General features: G+C 74.4%; 19 protein-coding genes and 1 tRNA gene. 9 read left to right on the top strand and 11 right to left on the bottom strand.

Annotated features, from left to right (window positions below; translation table 11 throughout):
- Positions 1–37: 37 nt before the first annotated feature.
- From hpt to ACYQ02_RS10890, 4 genes are all read right to left on the bottom strand, one after another.
- On the bottom strand, positions 38–703 hold the full coding sequence (gene hpt, locus ACYQ02_RS10905; protein WP_460040685.1) for a hypoxanthine phosphoribosyltransferase: 666 nt from the start codon (positions 701–703) through the stop codon (positions 38–40).
- Positions 704–995: 292 nt separating this feature from the next.
- A complete protein-coding gene (locus ACYQ02_RS10900; RefSeq protein WP_460040444.1) occupies positions 996–3,641 on the bottom strand; it encodes a transglutaminaseTgpA domain-containing protein in 2,646 nt (881 codons plus the stop codon).
- The gene (locus ACYQ02_RS10895) at positions 3,638–5,725 is read right to left on the bottom strand and encodes a DUF58 domain-containing protein (RefSeq protein WP_460040443.1); all 2,088 of its coding nucleotides are present in this window, start codon (positions 5,723–5,725) and stop codon (positions 3,638–3,640) included. Before ACYQ02_RS10895 ends, ACYQ02_RS10900 begins: the two co-directional genes overlap by 4 nt.
- Positions 5,726–5,829: 104 nt before the next feature.
- Entirely contained in the window at positions 5,830–6,819 is a 990-nt protein-coding gene (locus ACYQ02_RS10890) for an AAA family ATPase (protein WP_460040442.1), read from the bottom strand.
- A 221-nt stretch (positions 6,820–7,040) separates the two neighbouring features.
- On the opposite strand from ACYQ02_RS10890, the gene ACYQ02_RS10885 reads away from it, so the two are divergent.
- From ACYQ02_RS10885 to ACYQ02_RS10870, 4 genes are all read left to right on the top strand, one after another.
- Positions 7,041–8,258, top strand: a complete 1,218-nt coding sequence (locus ACYQ02_RS10885) for a DUF309 domain-containing protein (RefSeq protein WP_460040441.1) — start codon at positions 7,041–7,043, stop codon at positions 8,256–8,258.
- A gap of 246 nt (positions 8,259–8,504) precedes the next feature.
- Complete coding sequence (gene bcp / locus ACYQ02_RS10880) at positions 8,505–8,966, top strand: thioredoxin-dependent thiol peroxidase (protein ID WP_460040440.1); 462 nt, start codon at positions 8,505–8,507, stop codon at positions 8,964–8,966.
- Between the two features lie 307 nt (positions 8,967–9,273).
- Positions 9,274–9,367, top strand: a tRNA-Sec gene (locus ACYQ02_RS10875).
- A gap of 215 nt (positions 9,368–9,582) precedes the next feature.
- Complete coding sequence (locus ACYQ02_RS10870) at positions 9,583–10,263, top strand: TIGR00266 family protein (RefSeq protein WP_460040439.1); 681 nt, start codon at positions 9,583–9,585, stop codon at positions 10,261–10,263.
- Between the two features lie 38 nt (positions 10,264–10,301).
- Here the strand turns inward: ACYQ02_RS10870 and ACYQ02_RS10865 are convergent, their stop codons facing one another.
- The 3 genes from ACYQ02_RS10865 to ACYQ02_RS10855 all read right to left on the bottom strand — a co-directional run bounded on the left by ACYQ02_RS10865 (position 10,302) and on the right by ACYQ02_RS10855 (position 13,112).
- Positions 10,302–11,225 carry an alpha/beta fold hydrolase gene (locus ACYQ02_RS10865; protein WP_460040438.1) on the bottom strand — a complete coding sequence of 308 codons (924 nt, stop codon included), beginning with the start codon at positions 11,223–11,225 and terminating at the stop codon, positions 10,302–10,304.
- 178 nt (positions 11,226–11,403) lie between these two features.
- On the bottom strand, positions 11,404–12,474 hold the full coding sequence (locus ACYQ02_RS10860; RefSeq protein ID WP_460040437.1) for a DUF1002 domain-containing protein: 1,071 nt from the start codon (positions 12,472–12,474) through the stop codon (positions 11,404–11,406).
- Between the two features lie 32 nt (positions 12,475–12,506).
- Positions 12,507–13,112: a DedA family protein gene (locus ACYQ02_RS10855; protein ID WP_460040436.1), complete on the bottom strand. Its 606-nt coding sequence runs from the start codon at positions 13,110–13,112 to the stop codon at positions 12,507–12,509.
- A gap of 398 nt (positions 13,113–13,510) precedes the next feature.
- Here ACYQ02_RS10855 and ACYQ02_RS10850 point away from each other — a divergent pair, with 398 nt between their 5' ends.
- A complete protein-coding gene (locus ACYQ02_RS10850) occupies positions 13,511–14,077 on the top strand; it encodes a hypothetical protein (RefSeq protein WP_460040435.1) in 567 nt (188 codons plus the stop codon).
- Between the two features lie 88 nt (positions 14,078–14,165).
- Here the strand turns inward: ACYQ02_RS10850 and ACYQ02_RS10845 are convergent, their stop codons facing one another.
- Both ACYQ02_RS10845 and spoIIP read right to left on the bottom strand, forming a co-directional pair.
- Positions 14,166–15,368, bottom strand: coding sequence for a SpoIID/LytB domain-containing protein (locus tag ACYQ02_RS10845; protein WP_460040434.1), 1,203 nt, complete (start codon positions 15,366–15,368; stop codon positions 14,166–14,168).
- A gap of 162 nt (positions 15,369–15,530) precedes the next feature.
- Entirely contained in the window at positions 15,531–16,451 is a 921-nt protein-coding gene (spoIIP, locus tag ACYQ02_RS10840; protein WP_460040433.1) for a stage II sporulation protein P, read from the bottom strand.
- 421 nt (positions 16,452–16,872) lie between these two features.
- Between spoIIP and ACYQ02_RS10835 the strand changes: the two genes are divergently transcribed.
- From ACYQ02_RS10835 to murD, 4 genes are all read left to right on the top strand, one after another.
- Positions 16,873–17,547, top strand: a complete 675-nt coding sequence (locus ACYQ02_RS10835) for an alpha/beta-type small acid-soluble spore protein (RefSeq protein ID WP_460040432.1) — start codon at positions 16,873–16,875, stop codon at positions 17,545–17,547.
- 42 nt (positions 17,548–17,589) lie between these two features.
- Positions 17,590–18,330, top strand: coding sequence for an MBL fold metallo-hydrolase (locus tag ACYQ02_RS10830; protein WP_460040431.1), 741 nt, complete (start codon positions 17,590–17,592; stop codon positions 18,328–18,330).
- A gap of 101 nt (positions 18,331–18,431) precedes the next feature.
- A complete protein-coding gene (locus ACYQ02_RS10825; RefSeq protein ID WP_460040430.1) occupies positions 18,432–19,622 on the top strand; it encodes a pyridoxal phosphate-dependent aminotransferase in 1,191 nt (396 codons plus the stop codon).
- Positions 19,619–21,373, top strand: coding sequence for a UDP-N-acetylmuramoyl-L-alanine--D-glutamate ligase (gene murD / locus ACYQ02_RS10820; protein WP_460040429.1), 1,755 nt, complete (start codon positions 19,619–19,621; stop codon positions 21,371–21,373). Before ACYQ02_RS10825 ends, murD begins: the two co-directional genes overlap by 4 nt.
- 28 nt (positions 21,374–21,401) lie before the next feature.
- Here the strand turns inward: murD and ACYQ02_RS10815 are convergent, their stop codons facing one another.
- Both ACYQ02_RS10815 and ACYQ02_RS10810 read right to left on the bottom strand, forming a co-directional pair.
- Positions 21,402–21,893: a hypothetical protein gene (locus ACYQ02_RS10815; protein WP_460040428.1), complete on the bottom strand. Its 492-nt coding sequence runs from the start codon at positions 21,891–21,893 to the stop codon at positions 21,402–21,404.
- A 440-nt stretch (positions 21,894–22,333) separates the two neighbouring features.
- Positions 22,334–22,693, bottom strand: coding sequence for a YtrH family sporulation protein (locus ACYQ02_RS10810; RefSeq protein ID WP_460040427.1), 360 nt, complete (start codon positions 22,691–22,693; stop codon positions 22,334–22,336).
- Between the last annotated feature and the right edge of the window lie 299 nt (positions 22,694–22,992).

The raw sequence follows: 22,992 nt of genomic DNA, 5'->3' as shown, positions 1-22,992 counted from the left end.
GGTTTCCTTTTACTGGGGCGCCGCCGGCGGGGCGGGGTCAGTCCTCCAGCCGCACGCAGGCGATGTCGGGCAGGTAGCGGAACTGCTCGGCGTAGTCGATGCCGTAGCCCACGACGAACTCGTCGGGGATGGTGAAGCCGACGTATTCCACCGGCACGTCCACCAGCCGGCGCTCGGGCTTGTCCAGCAGGACGCAGGCCTTGAGGGAGGCGGGCCCCTGGGCCATCAGGTGCTCCCGCAGGTAGCGCAGGGTGAGCCCGGTGTCCACGATGTCCTCGATCAGCAGCACGTGCTGGCCGCGGATGGGCCGGTCCAGGTCCTTCAAGATGCGGATGATCCCCGAGGTCTGGGTGGCCGAGCCGTAGCTGGAGACGGCCATGAAGTCGACCTGCAGGGGCACGCCCAGCTCGCCCAGGGCCCGCACCAGGTCGGCCGTGAAGACGAAGGCCCCCTTGAGGATCCCCACCACCGTCAGGGCGGGGAGCCCCCCCTCGGCGGCACCGGCGGTGGCTGCGCCGCGGGCTTGGGCGCCGCTGGCGGCGCCGTTGGCGGAAAGGGCCCCAGCTTGGGCGTAGTCCTGCCCGATCCGGCGCGCCAGCTCCTGCACCTTCTGGGCGATGGCCTCCCGGGTGAACAGGATCCGGTCGATCCGGGCCCTGCGGGGGCCGGTCGCTGGAGCGCCACCCGGTGGGTTGCCGTTCATCCCGTCCATCGTCCACGCTCCCTTTCTGGCTACACACGAACGATTGTGAACGAGTCGCCCGTGGAAGTCCAGCCACATTCCCCTGGCAAGCAGGGGATCCCGGGTCACCGTTCGGCCAAAGGCCTGCTCGCCGAACCCGCCGGGCACTGGGGACGGGGCTCCTGCGCAGGGCCCGCCCGCGGCGCTGACAACGGGGCTCCTGCGAAGCCTCCGCCCGCGGCGCCGTTAACAGGTTTCCTGCCAAGCCTCCGCCCGCGGCGCTGCCAGCGGGGCGCCATTGAAGCCCTCGCCCTCAAGGTGCCCGGGTGCGTCCCCGTCCTTGGCCGGCGGAGGTGGTGGGCCGGGCGGAAAGGGGGGCTCGCAGGGCCGCGGCGGCAGACTGCAGCCGTTGTCCCACGGGTACGGCGGCAGACCGCAGCCGGCGCACCACCGCTCCGGCGGCGGCACGCAACCGTCTCGCCACCGCCGCCGCCAGGACAGCACCGTCGGGGGTCAGCCGCACCCACCGAAACCGCCAGCCGAAATGGGCCTCCAGCGCCCGCCGGAGGGAGCGGGCAGCGGCATGCACCGCTTCCGGCGCCAGCGCCACCGGCGGCGGGGCGTACCGGGCCACCTCGTAGAGGCCGGCCAGTTCGTCCCACGCCGGGGCCAGGGCGGGCAGCCGCCGCTCCAGCCAGCGGGCGTACTCCCGGGCGGTGAGGGCCGGCGGGCGCCCGTAACCCAGGCGGTCCAGCCACCGTTCGACCCGCATGAAGACCACCCGGGCTGCCTGGGCCGGATCCGGCGGCAACCGCCGGCGCCGGCGGCGCCAGTACCAGAACCAGGCGGCCCCCAGCCCGGCGCCCGGCACCAGGACGCCCAGCAGGCCAACCGTCCACGGGGAGGCCCCGGCCGGCGCCGCTGTCCCGCCGCTCCCGGCGGGGTGGGGACGGGTGGCCGCCTCGCCCCCATCGTCGCCGGGGCGGGGCCGGGGGGTGGGCACCGGAGGCGCCGGGCGAGCCAGCAGGTTGTCGTCCTCCGGCGGGGCGGCCGGCCGGGCGACGGCCGGGAGCAGGGGCCCCTCCGGGTACGCCGGGGTCGGCTCCAGGGGGATCCACCCGTAGCCGGGGATCAGGACCTCCGGCCAGGCGTGGGCCTGGGCATAGGTCACCGGGTAGGTCCCCGGTCGCCCGCCGGCCGGCACGACGAAGCCCTCGACCCAGCGGGCGGGCAGGCCCGCGCTGCGCAACAGGACCACGGCGGCGGAGGCGAAGGCGACGCAGTAGCCCCGCTGCAGGTCGAAGAGGAAGAAGTCGACGAAGTCCCGGTCCCGCGGCATATAGGGCATGTTGGGGTCGTAGCGGAAGCGGCGCAGGTAATCCTCCACGGCGCGGGCCTTGTCGTAGGCGTTGTCCTCCCCCGCGGTCAACCGGGCCGCCAGATCCCGCACCCGCTGGGGCAGCTCGGGCGGCAGCTGCAGGTAGGGCCGCAGGCCGGGTTCGTCCCGCCAGCCGGGGTGGCGCGCCTCGGCCTCGGCGGCCGCCCGCCGGGCCGCCTCCGGATCGATCCGGGGCACCAGCGACTGCACGGTGTACTCGTCGCCCACGGGGTGCAGGACCATCAGGCTGCTGTCGGCGGTCCGCAGCACGGGGTTCTCCTGCCCGGGGTCGTAGTCGAGCCCCGGCTGGGGCGGCTGGGGGTGGGGGGGCCGGCCGTCCACCTCCCGCACCTCGAAGGCGCCGTACAGGTAGGGATGAACGGGCACCTGGGGGCTGATGACCTGCTCCAGGGGGCGGGCCCCCTCCATGAACGGCAGCGGTGCCTCCGGGTCGCCGTAGCCGCTCACCCGGTACCAGACCTCCCCGCCGGGACCGCCGGCGGCCAGCCATCCCCCGAGGCCCTGGCGGCTGGCCCAGGGCACGTCCACCGGCGGGCCCCACGAGCGGCCGTCGTAGGCGACGCGGGTCGCCCCCCGCAGGTAGACGGTGGCCGGGATGTCCTCGCCGGAGAGGGTGACCATCATGACCGGCGTGGCGTCGGGGAAGAAGGGGCCACCCAGGAACTGGCGGGTTGCCACCGCGAGGCCGCGGCCGGCCCCCGGCACCGCGCCCCAGCCGCCGGCCCGGTCCGCCACGGTGAAGGGCAGCAGCCGGTTGGCCACGCTGGTCACCGCCACCCAGTCGGCGGCCGGTTCGTCCAGGGAGGGGATGGCGCCGGCCAGCAGGGCGGCCACCAGGATGACCGCGACGGCCTGGGTCGCCACGGGCAAGACAAGCCGGCCGGGCACCCGCTGGCCCGGTTCGGCCGCCGCCCGGGCCAGGGCCACGAAGGTGAAGGCCAGGCTCAGGTAGGTCAGGAGCGGCCCCTCCGGTCGCGGCAGGTCGCCGTAGAACCAGGCCAGCAGGGCCAGCAGACCGCCGCCCACGGCAGGAACCAGGGCCAGGGCGGGGCGCCGGGCAGCGAAAAACACCAGGATCAGGTGGGCGGCCGCCGGCAGGGCCGTGCCGGCCACCAGCAGGTCCGGGGGCAGCGCCTCGTAGGTCCCGAGCCACAGCTCGTGGAGGACCGGTGCCCACCGGGCGGCCAGGCTGGCGCCCAGGGCCGGAAGGGCGGCGTCGATCCAGGCGGCCAGGTGGTCGGGCCGGCGCAAGGCGAGCCAGCCCACCCAGGCGGCGCCGGCGCCGGCCAGGGCCAGAAACAGCCAGGGGAAGGTCACGGGAAGCCCCAGGAGCAGGGCCAGGTGCAGGACGATCCGGCCCGGTTCGGGATCGCCCGCGGGCCAACCCAGGAAGGGCGCCAGGCACCGGATCAGGGCCATGGTGCTGGCCACGCCGGCGACGACCAGCAAAGGGTACCAGGCGCTGAGCACGGGCACCGGTCCCGGGCGTCCCGCCCCGCCACTCGCTCGCCGCTCCCGAACGCGCACCGCCCGCCCGGGGAGACGCGGCCCAAGGTTCATCGCCACCACCTCCGGGGACCGCGGGGTGAGCCGGCGGCACCGGCTGCGGCGCCCCGCAGGCCGGGGGTGCGGGGGAGGGCGGGGCGGGGAACGGAGACGGCGGGTCGCCCAGGGCCCGTCGTCTCCAGGCCGGAGCGGGCGCCGCCGACCCCGGCTGCGGGGAAACCGGCGGCTGCCGCCGGCGGCCAGGCCACGGGATGGACGGTGATGCCCTCCGTCAACAGCCAGCGCCACAGGGCCGGGTCGATACCGGGCAGCACCGGACCGGGCTGCCCGCCGGCGAAAGGCCCCGCTCCCCCATTGAAGCCGGGCGAGCCGGCTGAACCCGCCGCCGGGGCGGGGGAGGTGGCCACGGCCGTCCCGGGCGGCAGGTCGGGGTGGACGAGCCACACGCCCACGGCGTGACCCTGGCTGCGCAGCTGGACCAGGACCCGTCCCAGCCGGCGATCAAGCTGGGGCGTGACCACCAGCACCGCCGAGCGGGGGGTGAGCCAGCTGCGCTGGGCGGTGAGGAAGTCGGCTAGGGGCATGGTGCCGGGCTGGTTCACATCGACCAGCCACTCCAGCAGGCGCCGCCCGTGCTGGGGCCCGCGGCCCGGTGGCAACCGGTGGGGCCGGTCGGTGTGGGCCGCGGCCGCCACCACCAGCTCGCGCTGGAGGGCCAGCGCGCCGATGCCTGCCGCGACCCCCGCCACCCCTTCGTCCAGACCCAGGGCGAGGACGCCGTCGTCCGGCCCGTTCCGGCTGCCCGGCGGCCGTGCGGCGGCGGCGACGCCGGGGGCGGCGGGGGCTGCCGCGCCGGGACGTTCCCCGTGCACGGCCGGCAGGCCGGCTGTGAGTCCCTGGGGAGGGGGGTCACCCGGGCTGGCAGCAGCCGGCGGCGGCGTGGTGCCCGCCGCCTCCCGCCCCGGCGAGGCCCCCGAAGGGGCCGGTGCCGCCGGCCGGCGGGGCCAGGCCGCGGGCGAAGGGGGCGGGGCCGCGGCCGGGGAAGCCGGCCCTGGCGCTTGGCCGGCCGAACCGGTCGCCGGTTCGTCCACCAGGGCACCGCCCGGCGCCACCCCTTCCCGCACCGGTTCCGTGGAGCCCGCGGCGCCGTGGAGATCGAGGAACAGAAAGCAGTCGGTGGTGGCCCGGAGGTCGAACTCCTTCACATGCAGCTCGTCGAGGCGCGCCGAGACCTTCCAGTGGATGTGCTTCGGGTTGTCCCCGGGCTGGAAGGGCCGCACGTCGGCCAGGCTCGAGGGGTCCTGCCACGCCCGGGTGTCGACCCGCTGGCGGCCGAAGGGCTGGCGGGGCAGCACCGGCAGGTCGTCCACCGGCACCGCCCGCGGGTAGACGGTCAGCGCCGGCTCCGCCTGGATGACCCGGCGGACGCGGAACAGCCCTAGGGGCTCCTGCAGCTCCACGACCACGGGACCGAGCGTGTAGCGCCCCCGCCGGGGCAGGATCACAGTCTCCCGGTGGACCAGGTTGCCTAGCGGTCCCAGGCTCTGGTAGAGCACGGTGCCCCCCAGGCCACCGGCCGGGGCCTGGCGGCCGCGGCGCCGGAGGTCAAGGCGCCATCCCTTGCCGGTGGCCGCCCCCCGGCGCCCGCCGGATGGGCCCTGGCCCGCACCGGCGGCCGAGGGGTGGCTCCCGCCGGCGGGCATCCCCGCGCCTTCCGTGGCCGGCCCGCCCGTGGGGGCCTGCCCCCCAGGGAGGCCCTGCCCGTGGCCGGCGGCCGGGCCGCGCTCCCCTGGCCCCCGGGCGCCCGGCCCGCCGGGGCCGGTTCGTCCGGTGGGGTAGGACGGGTGGGCCGTGGCCTCCCAGGCGGGCAGGGCCAGGCGGAGCCGCGGCGCGGGCAGGATCGACCCGTTGTGGACGAAGACCTCCACCTGCACCCGCTCCCCGGCCGTCGCCGACGCCCGGTCGACCCGGGCATGGGCGTCGAGGCCGCGGGCCAGGAGGGCGGCCCAGACCGCGCCCAGCAGGTGCAGGGCGAGCAGGAACTTGAACAGGAACCAGGGGACGGGCCCGCCGGTGGTCACGGCGAAGAGGAGCGCCGCCAGCGTCCAGGCGGGCAGCCCCCAGCTTTGCAGCCTCATGGCAAGCCTCCCGGTGCTTTCCGCGTCTCGTGAACCCTGAACGGGGCCCGGCGCCCCGGTGCGGTGGCCTCCCGCCGGCCGAACGCCGCCCGGGCCGCCGGCGCTTAGGCCGGGCCCAGCCGCCCCAGCAGCCCGCCGATCCGCCGCTCGGCCCGCCGCTCCACCGGGGCCGGCACGTGCTCCAGCACGTCGCGGACGACGGCCTCCGGATCGGTGTCCTGCCAGCGGGCCTCGGGCTGGAGCACCAGCCGGTGGGCCAGCACCAGGGGCGCCAGCTCCTTGACGTCGTCGGGCAGGACGAAGGTGCGCCCGTCGATGGCAGCCAGGGCCTGGCTCAGCCGGTACAGGCTGAGGCTCGCCCGGGGGCTGGCGCCCAGGTAGACGGCGCTGTGGACGCGGGTGGCCTGGATGATCCGCACCAGGTAGTCCTTGATGCTGTCGTCCACGTGGACCTGGGTGACCAGCTGCTGCAGCTCCAGGATCTCCTCCGCCGTCGTGACCGGTTCGACGGCATCCACCGGCCGGCCGCCGTGGTGGAGGTCCAGGATCGCCCGTTCCTCCGCCGGGCGGGGGTACCCCAGGCGGATGCGCAGGCCGAACCGGTCCAGCTGGGACTCGGGCAGGGGAAAGGTGCCCTCGTACTCGATGGGGTTTTGCGTCGCCAGGACGAAGAAGGGCCGGGGCAGCGGGTAGGTCTGCCCGTCCACCGTCACCTGGCCCTCCTCCATGGCCTCCAGCAGGGCCGATTGGGTCTTGGGTGACGTGCGGTTGATCTCGTCGGCCAGCACCACCTGGCTGTGGATGGGCCCGGGCCGGAAGGTGAACTGGCGCGTGGCCGGATCGTAGACCGACAGGCCGGTGATGTCCGACGGCAACAGGTCCGGTGTGAATTGGATGCGCCGGAAGGTACAATCGATGGAGCGGGCCAGGGCCCGGACCATGGTGGTCTTGCCGACGCCGGGGACGTCTTCGATCAGCACGTGGCGGTTGGCCAGCAGGGCGGCCAGCAGGTAGCGGATCTCCGCCCGCTTGCCGACCACGGCCCGCTCGACGCTGGCCAGCACCCGTCCTGCGACCTCTTGTACGCGTTGCATGGGCCACCTCGGTCTGATGGGAAAGTGGGGTCGGGACGAACCGGCCGCGCTGCCGCCGCGGCGCTCGCCCGGGTCCCGGCGCCCCCGGCACGACAGGGGTCCGGCGGCCGGATCCTGGCGGTAGCTTTCCACTTGCGAACAGCCATTCCCTGCGCCGGCGAGGGTTTGCCATGGCAAACCCCCGCCGGCCCGGGCCGGGCGGGTGGGGAGGTGAGCCGGCGGTGGCCGGGGAGGCGCGCTTCGACTTCGACGCGGTGTTCGACCCCGATGACTATCTGTATTTCTATGAGCCGATCCTGACCCCCGAACGCACCCAGCGGGAGGTGGCGCTGGTCTGGACCCTGCTTGGCCTCCGCCCGGGGGAGCGGGTGCTGGACCTGGCCTGCGGCCACGGCCGGCTGGCGGTGCCCCTGGCGACCCTGGGCGCCCGTGTGACCGGGCTGGACCGGAGCGAGGGCTTCCTCGCCCGGGCCCGGAAGGCGGCCGCCCGCCAGGGGGTCGAGGTGGAGTGGGTGCAGGGCGACATGCGCCGGCTGCCCTGGCGCGACCGGTTCGACGCCGCCTTCAACGTGTTCACCAGCTTCGGCTACTTCAGCGACCCGGAGAACCTAGAGGTGCTGCGGCAGGTGGCGCAGGCCCTGCGGCCGGGCGGCCGGTTCCTCTTGGAGACCCAGCACCGCGACGCCCTGCTGGGGCGGTTCGCCCCGTACAACGTGGTGGAACGCGGGGACGACGTCCTCATTGACGCCCACCGCTGGGATCCGGTGACAGGGCGCATCATCACCCGGCGCACCATTCGCCGGGCAGGGCAGGTGCGGCGGGGAGAGTTCTTCGTCCGTCTGTACACGCCGCCCGAGCTGGCAAACCTCTTCGAGCAGGCGGGGCTTGAGGTCAAGGGGTTCTACGACGAGACGGGAGCCGCCCTGTCGGCCCAGAGCCGGCGGCTGGTGGTGGTGGGCCACAAGCGGCCGGCGGCCGGCCGGCCAGGGGGTGGCGGGGTGGAGGGACGGCCGCCGGGGGCCCTGGTGCCGGCTGCGCTGGCGGAGTTCTTGCGCCTCTACCATGACGGTCGCTTCTTCGAGGGCCATGAGGTGCTGGAGGAAGCCTGGCACCGCACCCGCAGCGACTTCTACCACGGGCTGATCATCCTGGCGGCCGCCTTCGTGCGGCGGGACCGGGGGACCCCGCGGGGGGTGCGGCGGAACCTGGCCAAGGCCCGGCGGTACCTGGAGAGGTACCGGCCCCACTACCTGGGGCTGGACGTGGAGGCCATCCTGGCCTTCATCGACCGCCAGATCCCCGCGGTGGAACAGGCCGGCGACCCCGAGGGCGAGGCCCTGCGCCGGCTGGTGCCGGACCTGCCCCTTCTGGTTCATCCCGGCTGGGTGCGGGGGGATGAGCCCGAGTGGCAGGACGAGCCGGCGGAGAGAGGCCGGTAGCGGGGCTTGCCGTGAAGGGGTCCCCTGTCCGGGCAGGAAGTGGTGGACGGGGCTCTGGGAAGCGTCGCGTCAGGGGCGTTCGGGAAGGTGCCCGGAAGGGGCCGGGCATCTGGCCGGGATCGGGGGCCGGCGCCGGGTTCCGGCGTGGGGTTCCGGCGCCGCGGGGGCCCCCCAGGTGTCCAAGGTCGCTCCGGGGCGCCTGCGGAGGAGGGCCAGCGATTCCGTGTAAGGAGGAGGGACAAGCCCATGCTGAAGGTGGGCGATCCGGCGCCCGACTTCACCGCCGTCAACGACCGCGGGGAGACGGTGCGGCTGTCGGATTTTCGCGGCCGTAAGGTGGTGCTGTACTTCTACCCCAAGGACGACACCCCCGGTTGCACCCGGGAGGCCTGTAGCTTCCGGGACGATTACAGCCGCCTGCAAGAGGCTGGGGCGGTGGTGCTGGGGGTGAGCCCCGATCCGGTGGAATCCCACGTGAAGTTCCGGGAGAAGTACGGCTTGCCCTTTCCGCTCCTGTCGGACCCCGACCACCAGGTGGCCGAGGCCTATGGGGTCTGGAAGGAGAAGCGGATGTACGGCCGGACCTACTGGGGCATCGAGCGGACCACCTTCGTCCTGGACGAGGAGGGCAAGGTGCTGGCGGTGATCCGCGGCGTCAAGCCGGAGGAACACCCCCAGCGGGCGCTCAAGGCGCTGGGCGTGGCGTGACCGCGGCCTTGCGGGGGCAAGGGGTGCCGCTGCGGCCGGACCGCCGGGGGGCGCCGCCCCGGGCTGCGGGATGCTGCCACGGGCCGGAGGGCGCTGCCACGGGCGGCGGGACGCTGCCCTGGGCCGAGGGGCACCTTCACGGGACGAGGGTCGCCGTCACGGGCGGAGAAGGCCAGGGGCCACCAGCGGAGAAGCCCAGCGGCGCCGCCCCACCGGCGCACCTCCCCACCGGTGTCGACCCCACCGGCGGAGACCCCGGCCTTGCTGGCGCAGGATGTCGATTGCTAGGATGGTGCTCGGCGGTCAAGGGAGCAGCTGGTGACTGGTGTCGCCCCTGGTCTTCAAAACCAGTGGGGGGCGGCGATACCGTCCCCGGTGGGTTCGATTCCCACATGCTCCCGCAAGGGTGGAAGGGGCTATGCCCGGTGAGGGTGTGGCCCTCCTTTTTATCACGGCGGCCGGGCCGCGTCCGTGTTCAGCCCCCCATTACACCCGTCGCCATTCCGGTGCCGGGTGGCGTCCGCCACCGGCGGCAGGGGGCCCGCCACCGCTGCCGAAGAGTTGCCGGTAATGGCATCCACCTGCCGCTATGGCGGGGGAACGGGGAGGGACCCTGTTGCAATATCGCATCCTTCACCAGCCCAGCTACGCCCTGGCCATCGTCCAGCTGGATCCGGGGGAGGAACTCCAGGCCGAGCCGGGTGCCCTGGTGGCCATGAGTGGGAACGTAGCCCTGCAGGCGGAGGCCAAGGGTGGCCTGCTGGGGGCCCTCAGCCGATCCTTCCTGGGCGGCGAATCCTTTTTCACCAGCCGGTTCCGGGCGGAAGGGGGGCCGGGCGAGGTGCTGCTGGCCCCCGCGCTGCCCGGCGACGTCACCGTGCTCGAACTTCAGGGGCAGGTCGTGTTCCTCAAGTCGGGCGCGTACCTGGCGGGCGCCACGACCCTCACCGTCGACGCCCGCTGGGGCGGTGCCCGGGGCTTCTTCGGCAGCGGCGGGCTCTTCCTCCTACGGGTGGCGGGCCACGGGCCATTGTTCGTCAACAGCTACGGTGCCCTCCACCGCAAGGACCTGGGACCGGGTGAGCGCTACGTCGTGGACACGGGCCACGTGGTGGCGTTCAGCGACGGCATGGGCTTTCAGGTGCGGAAGGCGGGCGCGGGCTGGTTCAGCACCCTGGCTAGCGGAGAGGGCTTCGTCTGCGAATTCAAAGGGCCCGGCACCGTGTACATGCAGACCCGCTCCGAAGAGTCCTTCCTGGGCTGGCTGATTCCGAAACTGCCGGCGAAGCGCGACTGACCGTTCCCACGCTCTCTCGCCAGGGACCAGGGAAGGGGCTAGAAGCCCAGGAACCGCTGCACCTCCGCCGCGTAGCGCTCGGGCTCCTCGATGTCGGGGAAGTGGGCGCTCCGCTCGAAGATCACCAGCCGGCCCCGGGATAGCCTGGCGCTGATGTCCCGGCATACGTCGACCCCGACGTTGCGGTCGTGCAGCCCTACCATGACCAGGGCGGGGACCGTGATCCGGGACAGCGCGTCCATCCGGCTGGGAGGCTGGGGCTGGGCGGCCAGGGCGCGCTGCATGTCGCCGGTGTTGACGAGCCCGCTTTCCTCCCAGAGCCGGCGGTTGAGCCGGGCGGCGGCGGGGTCGAAGAACAGGAAGCGGTCCACGGTTTCCGTATCCACCAGGTTCCAGGCCTGCTCCAGGCGGGCCGGGGCCGGTTCGTCCCCTGCAAGGAGCCGGGCGATCCGGTCCTTCAGTTCGCCCGTCGCCACGTGGTAGAAGCCGTACAGCTGGATCCATGCCAGCCGCACCGGGTCGCAGAAGGTGGGGGCCTGGAGGATCAACCGCTCCACGCGGCCGGGATGGGCCAGGGCATACTCCAGAGCGAGTTCCCCGCCGAAGGAGAAGCCGAGGGGGATGAAGCAGTCCAGGCCCAGCCGGGCCCGCAACCCTTCGAGGTCCGACACCAGCAGCGACAAGGAATAGCCGGCGGGGCTGGCCGGAGGGTCCGACCGGCCACAGCCCCGCTGGTCGTAGTAGACGACGGTCGCGAAGGCTTCCAGGAGAGGGCCGATGGTGCGCTCGAAGTTGTAGACGTTGCCACCGGGTCCGCCGTGGATCACCACCAGCGGTGTCGTGCCTTTCCCCGCGCCGGCGATCCTGCACCAGTGGCGGATCCCGTTCACGGTGACGTAGAACGCGCCGTCCTCTAGCGGCCTCCCGGGCATCGGGTTATCGTGCGATGGGTCGTCGTGCAAGACGTCATGCTCCTTCCGGACGGTGGACAGTACGAGCCCAGGATCCCGGCCAGCCGCAAAGGGGGCAAAGCCCCCAAGGGTAGGGGACCCCGGGCAAAGGACCCCGGGCGAAGGAACCCGGGTGAAGGACCTGGGGCAGGCGGCCGGCTCCCCGGCTCTTGCTCTCCGGCTGCCCGGGTCACTGGCCGAACCAGCTGCGGATGGCGTCCACGGCCGCCAGGACCCAATCCCACAGGCGGTTGAAGAAATCCCGGATGATCGGCGTGTCCTCGCCCAGGAAGCGGTTGACCTGCTCCCGCACCTGCTGGAGCTGGGCGGTCACCGCCTGCCAGTCGATGCCGGCGTCCCGCAGCTTCTCCACCAGGGTGGCCAGTTCTTCCCGGAGCGCGTCGCTGAGCTGGATGCCCAGCTCCTGTTCCAGCTCGCGGATCAGGGCCAGGATCTCCTCCCGGCTGGTGGGCGGGTGCTCGGCCATGCGCTCCTTCAAGAGGGTCAGGAACTGGCCGGCCTTCTCGGGGCTGCCGATCTCCTGGGCGATGCGCACCATGACGCCGATCTCGTTGGCGCCCAGGTCCTTGCGCTCCGCGTCCAGGTTCGTCCCGGCGGCCACCTCATAGGCCTTGTAGATTCCCGCCAGGGCGGCGGTGCCCGAGACGTCGAAGGGGGCCGCCACGTAGACCACCGCGTCCTTCACGCCGGCGGTGGCCAGGGCCTCGGCGTACATCTCCGGGGCCACCCAGGTGATGTGCTTCGTCTCCACCCGGATGCCGCTGCCCGGAGGGGCCGGTTCGACCCGAACCGACGAGATGGCGCGGCTGCCCAGCTGCTCCCGGGGCACGTAGTCGCCCACCAGGGCCACTTCCTCCTGGTGGGTGAGAATCAGGGGCTCGCCGTCCCAGGTGGCCGGGTCGAGGCCGAGCAGGCGCAGCACCTCCTGGCGCTGGGCTTCGGTCAGGTCGGCCCCCAGCACCACCACCGCCCGGCCGGTTCCCGCTTCCGCCGGTTCCTGGCCGGGGTTGGCCGGCTCGCTTCCGCCTCCGGACGAACCGGCCGCCGGCGCCGATCCCGCATTCCCCGGCGCCGGCCCCTGGTCGGAGACGGGGGTGTCGGGATCGTCACCGCTGGCCGCGCCGGCACCCGACGCGGCCAGGGCCGGGGCCAGGGTCATCAGGACGAAGGAGGCGACCAGGGTCACCACCAGGACGAGCCAGATCCAACGGAGTCGCGGATTCCGCTTGTTCCCTGCCATGGCCATCACCTCGCCTCGGCTGGATCATCCGCCTACCGTCGCGGGCGGCCCGCCAGGCGCAGGCCCAGCCACGCGGCGGCCGCGGCCAGGGCCGCCACCAGGAGGACGTGCTGGTAGGCCCGCACCCACTCCTCCACCAGGGGCCAGGCGGCCCCCAGGGCCGCGCCGGCGGCAGCCAGGGCCGTGTTCCACACCAGGGTCCCGGCCAGCGTGTAGAGGACGAACACCGCCACCGGCATCTCGGCCAGCCCGGCGGGGATGGAGATCAGGCTGCGGACGATGGGGACCACCCGGCCCGCCAGCACCGCCCACGAGCCGTAGCGGGAGAACCAGTTCTCGGCCTTTTCAACGTGTTCGACGTGAATCCCCAGGTAGTGGCCGTAGCGGCGGGTGAACGCCTCCAGCCGCCGCCGGCCCAGGGCCCGGCCGGCACCGTAGAGGACCATCGCCCCCAGGAGGGAGCCCACCGTCGAGGCGACGATCACCCCCGGCAGGGTAAGGGCGCCGAAGGTGGTGAGGAAGCCGGCGAAGGGGATCACCACCTCCGAGGGGATCGGCGGGAACACGTTCTCCAGGGCCACCACGGCCACCAGGCCGAGGTAGCCCCAGCGCTCCACCACCTGGGTTAGCCAGTCCAAGACCCGACCTCCTCGCCCAACATGCCGGCCGGTACCGTGCCGTGCCGTCGTTCGCCGCGTCACGCCCGGCCCGCCGGCGGCTGGTCCACCGGCAGGGCCGGTGCCACGGCCTGGCGCCGTTCCGGCCGGTGACCGGCGCGGGGCCCGCGTCACCGTCGAGGGCCCGCCGGTTCCGGCGTGGCGGGACGTGGCGATCCTCCGCCCCCTTGTCCACGCCGCCGGTTCATCCTACGCGGAACCAGTCCGTTTCTTGCCTGCCTTGTCCGTGCCGGGGACCGTGCCCCGTTCATTATGGCGGAGGAACGCGGCCCGGCCAAGCCGGCCGGCCCAAGGGTTCGGCGCGAGGCCGGATATGGCAAAATGGGCGCGACGGATTTCGCACGCGGGGAGGGACCGGCATGGAAGCCGGCTGGATGAGCCTGGTGGTGACGGTGGCGGTGCTGGCGGCCGTGGCCCTGCTGGGCCGGTCGATCCTGCGGGCCCGGCCGCGGCTCGAGGCCATGCGCCGGCAGCGGGAGTGGGAGGCCAACCGCCAGGCAGACCGGGAGGCGGCCCGGCGGGTGCTGGAGCGGCCCCCCGAGCAGTGGCCCCTGCTCGATCGCCTGCCGGAGGGGGTTCCTGACCGCCCCGCCTATTACGCCGCCCGCTGCACCCTGTTGCAGGAACGGCCCGAGGGCGGGTATGCCTCCCGGGCCCGGGGCTGGCTCGTGGTGGGCCGGGACAGCTTGTTCTTCCATCCGGAGGAAGCCGGGGACGCTGGCCGCGCCGCGGCCGGCGACGCGGCCCTGGACATCCCCTACACGGCCATCGAGCGGGTCGACTCCCCTTACGTCAACGTGCTCGAGGTCATCGAGCAGGACCCCGTCACCCGGGTCTGGGTGACCCACGCCTTCCGGTTGAACCGGCCCCTGGTGGTGGCCGCCTACCTCTCCCGGCTGGCCCATTTCGAGCTGATCCTGTCCTGACAGGGGCCCTTTGCGAGGGTGGCCCTTTGCGAGGGGCCCTTTGCGGGCGCTTCGGCCGGCGCTTCTTCCGCCGGGTGGGCCGGCCCACTCACGGGTAGAGCTGAACCAGGGCGGTTCCCGGATAGTAGTGGGCCAGGATCTCCCGGTAGCTCCGGCCCTGGCGAGCCATGGCCTGGGCGCCCCACTGGTCGAGCCCGACACCGTGCCCCCAGCCCCGGCCGCGGAAAATCCACACCCCGCCCTCCAGGGGCTCGATCTCCGTCAGCCAGGTGGACTTCAGCCGGTTGGGTCCGACCTGCCGGCGCAGCTCGGCGGCATGGACTAGCCGCGGGCCGATGCGGATCAAGACCGCCCGCCCGGAGGGGCCGCGGCGGGCGATGGCGACCTCCTGGACCAGGGAGGGGGCGACGCCCGCGACCCCGGCCAGCTCGCCGGCCGTCAGGGCCACGGCCCAGCGACGGATGAAGGCCGGGGCCGCCCGCTCGCAGGGCGACGGGACGGGGCGCAGGTAGGGGGCGCGCCGGTCGTCCCCGGGGAAGGATTCCCGAAGGCCCGCGGTGCGGGGACCCGCGCAGGCACTGAACAAGGCGACGATGGGTTTGCCATCGTAAACCACGATCTCCCCCCGGGTCGCCTGGACGGCGGCGGTCACCGCCGGCGGGACCACGGGATTGTACGCCTGGGCCTCGGCGGGGTCCGTCGAGGTGTCGGTGCCGTAGAGCTGCCGCGGCGTCGACCGCTCCCCGGCCAAAAGCAGGGACACCGTGTAGGTGCGGGCGGCCACCGCCTGGGCCCGCAGGGCGTCGGGATCCCACGTGGGGACGGCCTCGCCGGCCACCACGTGGGCGACGTACTCCTCCATGGGCATCGCCCGCGGGCCGCCCGCCGCGTGGTCAAAGACGGTGATCTGGGGCTCCCGGGCGAACCGGCGGGCCAGGGCGGGATCCAGCCCGGCGGCCGGGCCGTTGCCGGCCGCGCCGTCCTCCTGTCCCGGGGGACGGTCTCCCGGGCGGGCGCCGCTCAAGGGCGGTTTGGCCGGGGCACCGCTCCAGGGGGCGGGGCCGGCGGCCAGCAGCGCCTGGACCAGGACGACGGCCACCAGGGCCCAGGCGGCGACGCCGAACCGGCTGACCGTCCCCTGCCGCTTCGGCGTGGCGGACCGCCCGGTCCCGCCGGCGCCTCCGCTGGCGGCACCTCCGCCGGCGGCGTCTCCGCCGCCGGTTCCACCCCCGGCCCCGCCCCCCGGCGCTCCGTCCAAGCCGGTGCCGGCAAGGTGCGTCGGCTCGTTCATCCATCATCCCCCGGCCATAAGCTGGCGCGGGGGGCCGGCGGCCATTCCCGGGGCCGGCCGCCGCGGGGAAGGGCCGGGGCGCACCCGTTACGGTCCTGCCGGCGCCCGCCGGTTGCGGTGGTTGTGGCGGCCCGGGCAGGACGAAGGGGCGGATCGCACCCGTTACGGTCCTGCCGGCGCGTGCGCCTCCAGGGGGATGAAGATGTTGCCGATGTCGCCGAGGTCGCCCCGCGCCTGGGGGCTGCCCGGCGGCGGCAGCAAGGTGGGGCGGGCCGGTTCCTCCCCCGGGCGGATGGACAGGGCCTCCACCAGGGCGTCGGCCACCCAGCGGGCCGTGCGCAGGGACTCGGCCAGGGTGTTCTCCGCGCCGCCGATCTCCACGATCAGCGCGCCCGGCAGCAGGTCCTGATTGTAATGCCATGGCTTGAGGGCGATGCCCCGCACCAGCCGGGGGTGGATCCGGTTCAGGCGGTCGGCCAGGGCTTGGGCCAGGGCCAGGTTCTGGTGCCACCCCGGGTGGCCCGCGCCGACCACCAGCAGCACGCCGGCGGCGGGCTGGCCGCCCACCTGAACCCGGGTGCTGGTGGCGTCCCGGTGGATGTCCAGGGCCACCCGCACGCTGGGATGGCGGCGCAGGAGGTCCTCAAGGCCGGCCCGGGCCCGCTCGTAGGCGTCGTCGCGGCCGGCGGCGTCGTACACGGTGCCCGACCAGATGACGTCGAGCCCCCGTTCCGCCAGGCGGCGGGCCACCGCCTGCCCGAGGGCGCGTACCGACCGGCGCGCGTCGCGGGTGAAGGCGTCCCGGTGGATGTCCCGGTCCGGCCGCTGGCCGCCCGGCAGATCGGGCAAGAAGCCTTCCGTGGCATGGGTGTGGTAGACCAGGACCAGCGGCCTGTCGCCCCACTGCAGGACTTCGGGGCCGGAGCGCCCGCGCCACCACAGGGCGACGCCGCTGACCACGGCCACGGCCAGCACCAGCCACAGGACGATCCGGCTCCCCCGGCCGACCAGGGAGCCGGCCCACGGCCCGCGGATGGAGACGCCCCGCCCCGGGGACGAACCGGCCATCTCCCGCACCCCCACACCGGGACCCCAGCGCCGGCCCCACCGCCACGCCCCGGACCGGCCCGGCCCGCCAAGGTGACCGGGCCGCCGGGGGAACCGCAGGCGGCCGCGGGCGGCCGCGGGAAGCGGCGGGAGGCAGTGGGGTGCCACAGGCTGCGATGGCTCAGGCTGCGATGGGTCCGCGCCTAACCTCTATTCCGCTGCGGCGCCGGCCATGTCACAGCCCGTCCTGCCGCGGGGCCACCCGTCCGAGCGGGGGCCGGGCGCCGGCAGACCGGGGGCCGACCGGGCCCAAGCGGCGGACCGGCCCACGGCCGGCTCCCGTCCTCCCGTCCTCGACGTCAAGCCTCCGTAGGGGTCGACGTAACGCTTCCTCGCCGCAGCACGCCGATTACAGCCTTCCATTGAAGCCAAACTAAGGCTCCGGAGGTGGGAACCGATGCAACCCCTCGAACCCGCCGGCCGGCCGGCGGGCTGGAACGACGACGAGGCCGCCAGCCCCGCCCAGGGGGCACCGGGGGCCGGCGAGCGACCCGCACCGGACGAACCGGCTGCCCCGGCCGGCTTCACCACCCTGGAGGCCGGTCCGGGCAGCATCACCGGATCCGCGGCGGCCGGTGGCGCGACCGGTGGGGGGACCGGCGGCGGGCCGGCCGGATTCGACGTCGACCCGGCGCCGTCCGCCCCGGCGCTGGAGCCTTCCCCCGTCGAAGCCGGCGCCACCCCCGGCAACGGCGCCGGGCCCCTGGGCGAGACGGGCGTCCCGTCGCCCTGGGCGGGAATCGAACTTCCGCCGACCGCCACGTCCCGCCGCCGCCGGAAGCGGGGCCACCGGGGCGGGGTGGGCCGCCGGGGCGGCCGGCGCATCGCGCAGCCCAACCCCGAAGACGACCCCCTTTACCCGTTCAAGGTCCAGGCCGCCCAGGAGCTGGGCCTGTGGCCCAAGGTCGAAGCCGAGGGCTGGGGCGCCCTGACGTCCCTGGAGAGCGGCCGCATCGGCGGCTACATGCAGCGGCTGCTCAAGGAGGCGGTGGAGGAGGGGCGGCTCACCGCCGAGGAAGCCCAGCGACTGCTCCAGCAGCGCAGGATTCGCCCGGCTTCCACGGAAACGTAACCACCAGCACCGGCGGGAGAGGAGCCGAGGAGGCGAGGGAGCATGCGCCTCACCATCCTGGGGCGGGACGGCCCGTACCCGGGGCCCGGAGGGGCCTGCGCGGGCTATCTCCTGGAGGGCCCGGAAGGCCCCGTCCTGCTGGACTGCGGCCCGGGGATCGTGGCCCGGCTGCGGCAGCGGGTCGAGCCTGCCGCCCTGGCGGCGGTGTTCTATTCCCACTACCATCCGGATCACTCCAGCGACCACTTCGTCCTGCGCTACGTGCTGGACATCGCCCGGTACCTGGGGCGGCCCCTGGCCCGGCCCCTGCCCCTGTTCGGGCCCGCCCAGCCTCCGGACCTGGCGGGGCGCATGCCGTACAAGGACGTCTTCGCGCCCCGCTTTCTCGAGCCCGGCCAGCGGGTCGAGATCGCCGGCTTCGCGGTGGAGGTGCGGGCCACCGATCACCCCCTGCCCTGCCTGGCTTCATCCTGGAGCGCCGGTGGGCGCCGGTTCGTCTATACGGGGGACACGGGACCCCAGGCCGCCGCCGAGCTGGTGGAACTGGCCCGCGGCGCCGACCTGCTGCTCATCGAGGCGAGCCTTCTGGCCCGGCGGGGGGACCGGGCGCCCGGTCACCTGACGGCCCGCCAGGCGGCGGAGATCGGCCGGGAGGCGGGGGTGAAGGTGCTGCTCTTGACCCACCTGCTCCCGGAGTACGATCCCCAGGAGGTGCTGGCCGAGGCCCGGGAGGTCTTCCCTGCGGCCCGCCTGGCCGAACCCGGCGAGGTCGTCGACCTCTGAGGGGGCGCCCGGATGGCGGGTTCGTCCGAGAACCGTGTCCCGCGCCCCAGTTCGCGACAACCCAGGGAGAGCGCGACAACCCAGGGAGAGGATGAACCGTGATGCACCTTTCCGCCCGAGCCCGGGGCATCCAGCCCTCGGTGACCATCACCATCGACACCCGCGCCAAGGAGCTCAAGGCGGCCGGCGAGCAGGTGATCAACCTCAGCGCGGGCGAGCCCGACTTCCCTACGCCCCGGCACGTGCGGGAGGCGGCGGTGGCCGCCATCGAAGCCGGCTTCACCCGCTACACGCCCGCGGCGGGCATCGCCGAGCTGCGCCGCGCCATCGTCGAGAAGCACCGGCGGGACAACGGGGTGGAGTACGCCGAAGACGAGATCGTCGTCTCCGCCGGCGGAAAGCACGCCCTGTTCAACGCCTTCATGGCCATCTGCGATCCCGGCGACCAGGTGATCATCCCGGCGCCCTACTGGGTCTCCTACCCCGAGATGGTCCGCCTGGCCGGCGGCGAGCCGGTGATCATCGAGACGGGGCCGGAGACGGGGTTCAAGTTGACCCCCGAGGCCCTGCGGCGGGCGCTGGGTCCCCGCAGCCGGGCGCTGATCCTCAACAGCCCCAGTAACCCGACGGGCACCGTCTACACCCGGCAGGAGCTGGACGAACTGGCGGCGGTGGCGGCCGGCGCCGGGCTCTGGATGGTGACGGACGAGCTCTACGAGCATCTCATCTATGAAGGGGAGCACGTATCCGTCGCCGCCCTGCGGCCCGAGTACCGGGAGCGGGTGATCCTGGTGAACGGCGTCTCCAAGGCCTATGCCATGACCGGCTGGCGCATCGGCTGGGCGGCCGCGCCCCGGCCGGTGGCCAAGGCCATGGCGGCCATCCAGTCCCAGGCCACCTCGTCGGTCAACTCCATCGCCCAGAAGGCTGCGGTGGCGGCCCTGACGGGTCCCCAGGACGACGTGGCGGCCATGCGGGAGGAGTACCGGCGGCGGCGGGACCTGCTGGTCGACGGCCTGGCCCGCCTGCCGGGCATCCAGGTGCAGCGGCCCGCCGGCGCCTTCTATGTCTACCCGTCGGTTCAAGGCGTGATCGGCCGGCGGCTGGCCGGCCGGACCATCACCGACGATCTGGTCCTGGCCGAGGTGTTGCTGGAGGAGACCCGGATCGCCGTGGTGCCCGGGACCGCCTTCGGCACCCCCGGGTTCCTGCGGCTTTCCTACGCCACCTCCCGCTCCGACCTGGAGGAGGCGCTGCGGCGGCTGGGGCGGCTGCTGGAGGGAGCCGCATGACGGGGACCCAGCGGGGGCATGGGCCGCAGCCCGCGGGAGAGGCGCCCACCGCCCGGACGAACCGGCCGGCCCCCGGCCCGTTGCGCCTGCCGGCGCGGGGAGGGGCGGGGGGCGGTGCCCCGGCCAGGGCCGGCGCGGGAACGGCAGGGGAAGCCGGAAGCCGCGGCCCGGCGGGCGGTGAACCCGGGGGCGGCGGCGCGGGGCGTGGCGGGCCCGGGGGTCGCGGCGGGGCAGCCGCGCCGGGGACCGGCAGCGTGGCGGTGGGCCCGAAGATCGCCACCGGGGCGGCGGGGCCGACGGGAGGCGGGGGTGCCCTGGTGCCCGGTCCTGTGGCCGTGGTCGGCCTGGGCCGGAGCAACCGGGCCCTCATGCGCTACCTCCTCGCCCATGGCGTGCCGGTGGTGGGCTGCGACCGCCAGCCACCCGACCAGGCCGACCCCGAGATCCGGGCCCTTGGCGAGGCGGGGGTCGAACTCCACCTGGGTCCGGACTACCTGCGGGTCTTGACCGAGCGGCCCTTCGGCACCGTCTTCCTCACCCCCGGCATGAAGAAGGACCTGCCCGAGATCCGGGCGGCCCGGGCGGCGGGCGCGCATATCCGCGGCGAGATCGACCTGTTCCTCGAGCGGTGCCGGGCCACGGTGGTCGGCGTCACCGGCAGCGCCGGCAAGACCACCACCACCTCCCTGATCGGCGAGGGCCTGCGGCGGGCCGCCGCCCCGGGCGGCCCCCTGGAGGGCCGCCCCGTGTACGTCGGCGGCAACATCGGCCGGCCGCTGATCGAAGAGGTCGACCGCATCCCGCCTGAGGCCCTGGTGGTGCTGGAGCTCTCCAGCTTCCAGCTGGAGCTCTGCCACCGGGCGCCCCAGGTGGCGGTGTACCTGAACCTCCGCCCGAACCACCTGGACATCCACGGCACCATGGAGGCCTATGCGGCGGCCAAGGCCCGCATCGTCGAGCTCCAGCCCGCGACGGGCTGGGCCGTGCTCAACGGGGACGATCCGGCCCCTGCCGGGCTGGCGCCCCGGGCCCCGGGCCGGGTGGCCGTCTTCGCCGCCAGCGGCCGGGTGGCCCGGCGGCTGGCGGAGCAGGAGGCCGGCCGCCGGGGCGGGCCCGTGCGGGCCGCCTACCTGGAGGGCGACCACCTGGTGGTCTGGGACGGGGACCGCGAGCGCCCGGTCCTCGATGCCCGGACCATGATCCTGCGGGGTGCCCACAACCGCCTCAACGCCCTGGCGGCCATCCTGGCGGGGTGGGTGGCGGGGGCGCCGCCGGAGGCCATGGCGGAGGCGGCGGCCGCCTTCCGGGGGGTGGAGCACCGCCTCGAGCTCGTCCGGGAGCTGGACGGTGTCCGGTACTACAACGACTCCATCGCCACGGCGCCCGACCGCACCCTGGCGGCCCTGGAGGCCTTCACCGAGCCCGTTGTCCTGATCGCCGGGGGATACGACAAGGGGATCCCCTTCGACCCGCTGGGGCCGGCCGTCTGCCGCCGGGCCCGGGCGGTGGTCCTCTTGGGCAAGACGGCGGGGGCGATCCAGCGGGTGATCGAGGAGGCGGCGGCCCGGGAGGGGCGGGGCCCCGCGGTGCGCCGGGTGGGGTCGCTGGAGGAGGCGGTGGCGGAGGCGCGGCGGCTGGCCCGGCCCGGGGACGTGGTGCTGCTCTCCCCGGCCTGCGCCAGCTACGACATGTTCCGCGATTACACCGAGCGGGGGCGGCGGTTCAAGGAGCTGGTGATGGCTCTGGCGTAGGGGCCGGTTCGTCCCGTTCTGGGGCGTCTCAGCGGCCGTCCCGGCTGGGGGCCCCCGGGGTCGTGGGGACCGGCTCGATCCGCAACCGTAAGAGCGTGCGGGGACCCAGCACCATGCTCTCCACCGTGACCCGGTAGAGGGTCTCGTCCACCTGCAGGCGCCGCCCGTCGAACAGGTCCCGCACCACGGCGGGGCTGAGGTCGTAGACGTCCTCGCCGACCAGCCGCTGGGCCAGGGGTTCGAGTTCACGGCGCAAGACCACCTCGGTGGCTGGGGGCAGGCGCTGGCCGCGGCTGTCCACCAGCTCGAGCCTCGTCTCGTACACCGCCACCGCGCCCGGCGGCTCCTCCCGCAGGCGGGCCAGCTCGTTCTCCGCCTCGGCCAGTTCCCGCAAAAGGTCCGTCGCCAACAGGGTGAGGGTGTCGACCCGGCGGGCCGTCAAGGGCAGGGTGAGGCCGGCGCCCAGGAAGGCGCCGACGGCCAGGGCGGCCAGCAGCCTAAGGCGTGGCGACGGGGTCACGGCGATCCCCCCCTCCGGGCGGGGCGGGCTTGTCACGGCCCCGGCCGGGCCGTTTTGGCCAGGCCGTTTCCTGCCGTATGGCCACAGGTCGCGCCCGGGCCTCCCGGCCGGCCCATCCCGGCCGCCGGCGCGAACTGGCCTGCCGCCGAGGCGCCGCTGGCCGGTGACGTGGCCTGCCGCCGAGGTGCGGCAGGCGGTGACCTGGCCCGCCGCCGAGGTGCTGCGGGACGGTGACCTGGCCTGCCGCTGAGGTGCGGCAGGCGGTGACCTGGCCCGGCGCCGAGGCGCCGTCGGCCGTTGATCTGGCCCGCCGCCGAGCCGCCGCAGGGCGGTCTTCGCACTGGCCCCCGTTGCACCCGCCGGCTTCAGCCGGTCCGGCCCGCCGGGGGAACGGGCCTTCCAGCCCTGGGGCCGCGGTGTCATGGCCTGGGACGGAGGGGTCAGGACCCGGGGGGCGAACCGGCCAGGTAACGCAGGGCCACGTAGGCCAGGTGGGCGCCGGTGAAGGCGCTGAGGATGAGGAGCAGCTGGGTCGCCGCCACGCCGAAGGACCGCCCCAGGATTCCCGACTCCAAGTTTTGCAGCGCCGTCAGCGTGCCGCCCAAGGCGGCGAATGTGCCCCACAGCTTGAGGCGGCTGGCCAGGTCGGGCAGTGAGCCCACGGGCAGGCTGCTGGGCGCGTCCAGCGGGACCTGGACGAACAGCAGCCGCGCCAGCCCCCCTGCCAGGGACCCGCCGACTACGATCCCCGCGGCGATGCAGGCAACGTAGATCAGATGTCCGAGGGACAGGCGCGTCACGGTGGGATCCCTCCACCCCAGCCTATGCCCGGGGGCGCCGGACCAGAAGCTGGGCGTGGCTGCCCCAGCGGGCGCCCCCCTTCCGGCCGGTGACTGCCTAAAGTTTCGGTAGGTGCAGGTGGGGGAAAGGCGAGCCGTTCGGGGATCGGGCGCCGAGCGATTCGGATAGCGGAAGAGGGTCAGGCTTGGAGCTCGGACGCAGTGGACGTTCAGGAGCCGGTGCGCACGGCCGGATCGACGGCCCAACCGGGCAGGTCCTGCGAACCTTCCCACCGAACAAGGGTTTGGGAAGCGCATGG

This window comes from Thermaerobacter litoralis (assembly GCF_054654595.1).
The sequence above is the reverse complement of the archived record's forward strand: the minus strand, read 5'-3'. Positions and strand labels throughout refer to the sequence as shown.

Excerpts from the sequence above, each read along its gene's own strand:
- ACYQ02_RS10825 (WP_460040430.1), top strand. The coding sequence starts at position 18,432 with ATGCACCTTTCCGCCCGAGCCCGGGGCATCCAGCCCTCGGTGACCATC.
- ACYQ02_RS10830 (WP_460040431.1), top strand. The coding sequence starts at position 17,590 with ATGCGCCTCACCATCCTGGGGCGGGACGGCCCGTACCCGGGGCCCGGA.
- ACYQ02_RS10860 (WP_460040437.1), bottom strand. The coding sequence starts at position 12,474 with ATGGCAGGGAACAAGCGGAATCCGCGACTCCGTTGGATCTGGCTCGTC.
- ACYQ02_RS10835 (WP_460040432.1), top strand. The coding sequence starts at position 16,873 with ATGCAACCCCTCGAACCCGCCGGCCGGCCGGCGGGCTGGAACGACGAC.
- murD (WP_460040429.1), top strand. The coding sequence starts at position 19,619 with ATGACGGGGACCCAGCGGGGGCATGGGCCGCAGCCCGCGGGAGAGGCG.
- bcp (WP_460040440.1), top strand. The coding sequence starts at position 8,505 with ATGCTGAAGGTGGGCGATCCGGCGCCCGACTTCACCGCCGTCAACGAC.
- ACYQ02_RS10895 (WP_460040443.1), bottom strand. The coding sequence starts at position 5,725 with ATGAGGCTGCAAAGCTGGGGGCTGCCCGCCTGGACGCTGGCGGCGCTC.
- hpt (WP_460040685.1), bottom strand. The coding sequence starts at position 703 with ATGAACGGCAACCCACCGGGTGGCGCTCCAGCGACCGGCCCCCGCAGG.
- ACYQ02_RS10900 (WP_460040444.1), bottom strand. The coding sequence starts at position 3,641 with ATGAACCTTGGGCCGCGTCTCCCCGGGCGGGCGGTGCGCGTTCGGGAG.
- ACYQ02_RS10890 (WP_460040442.1), bottom strand. The coding sequence starts at position 6,819 with ATGCAACGCGTACAAGAGGTCGCAGGACGGGTGCTGGCCAGCGTCGAG.
- ACYQ02_RS10850 (WP_460040435.1), top strand. The coding sequence starts at position 13,511 with ATGGAAGCCGGCTGGATGAGCCTGGTGGTGACGGTGGCGGTGCTGGCG.
- ACYQ02_RS10845 (WP_460040434.1), bottom strand. The coding sequence starts at position 15,368 with ATGAACGAGCCGACGCACCTTGCCGGCACCGGCTTGGACGGAGCGCCG.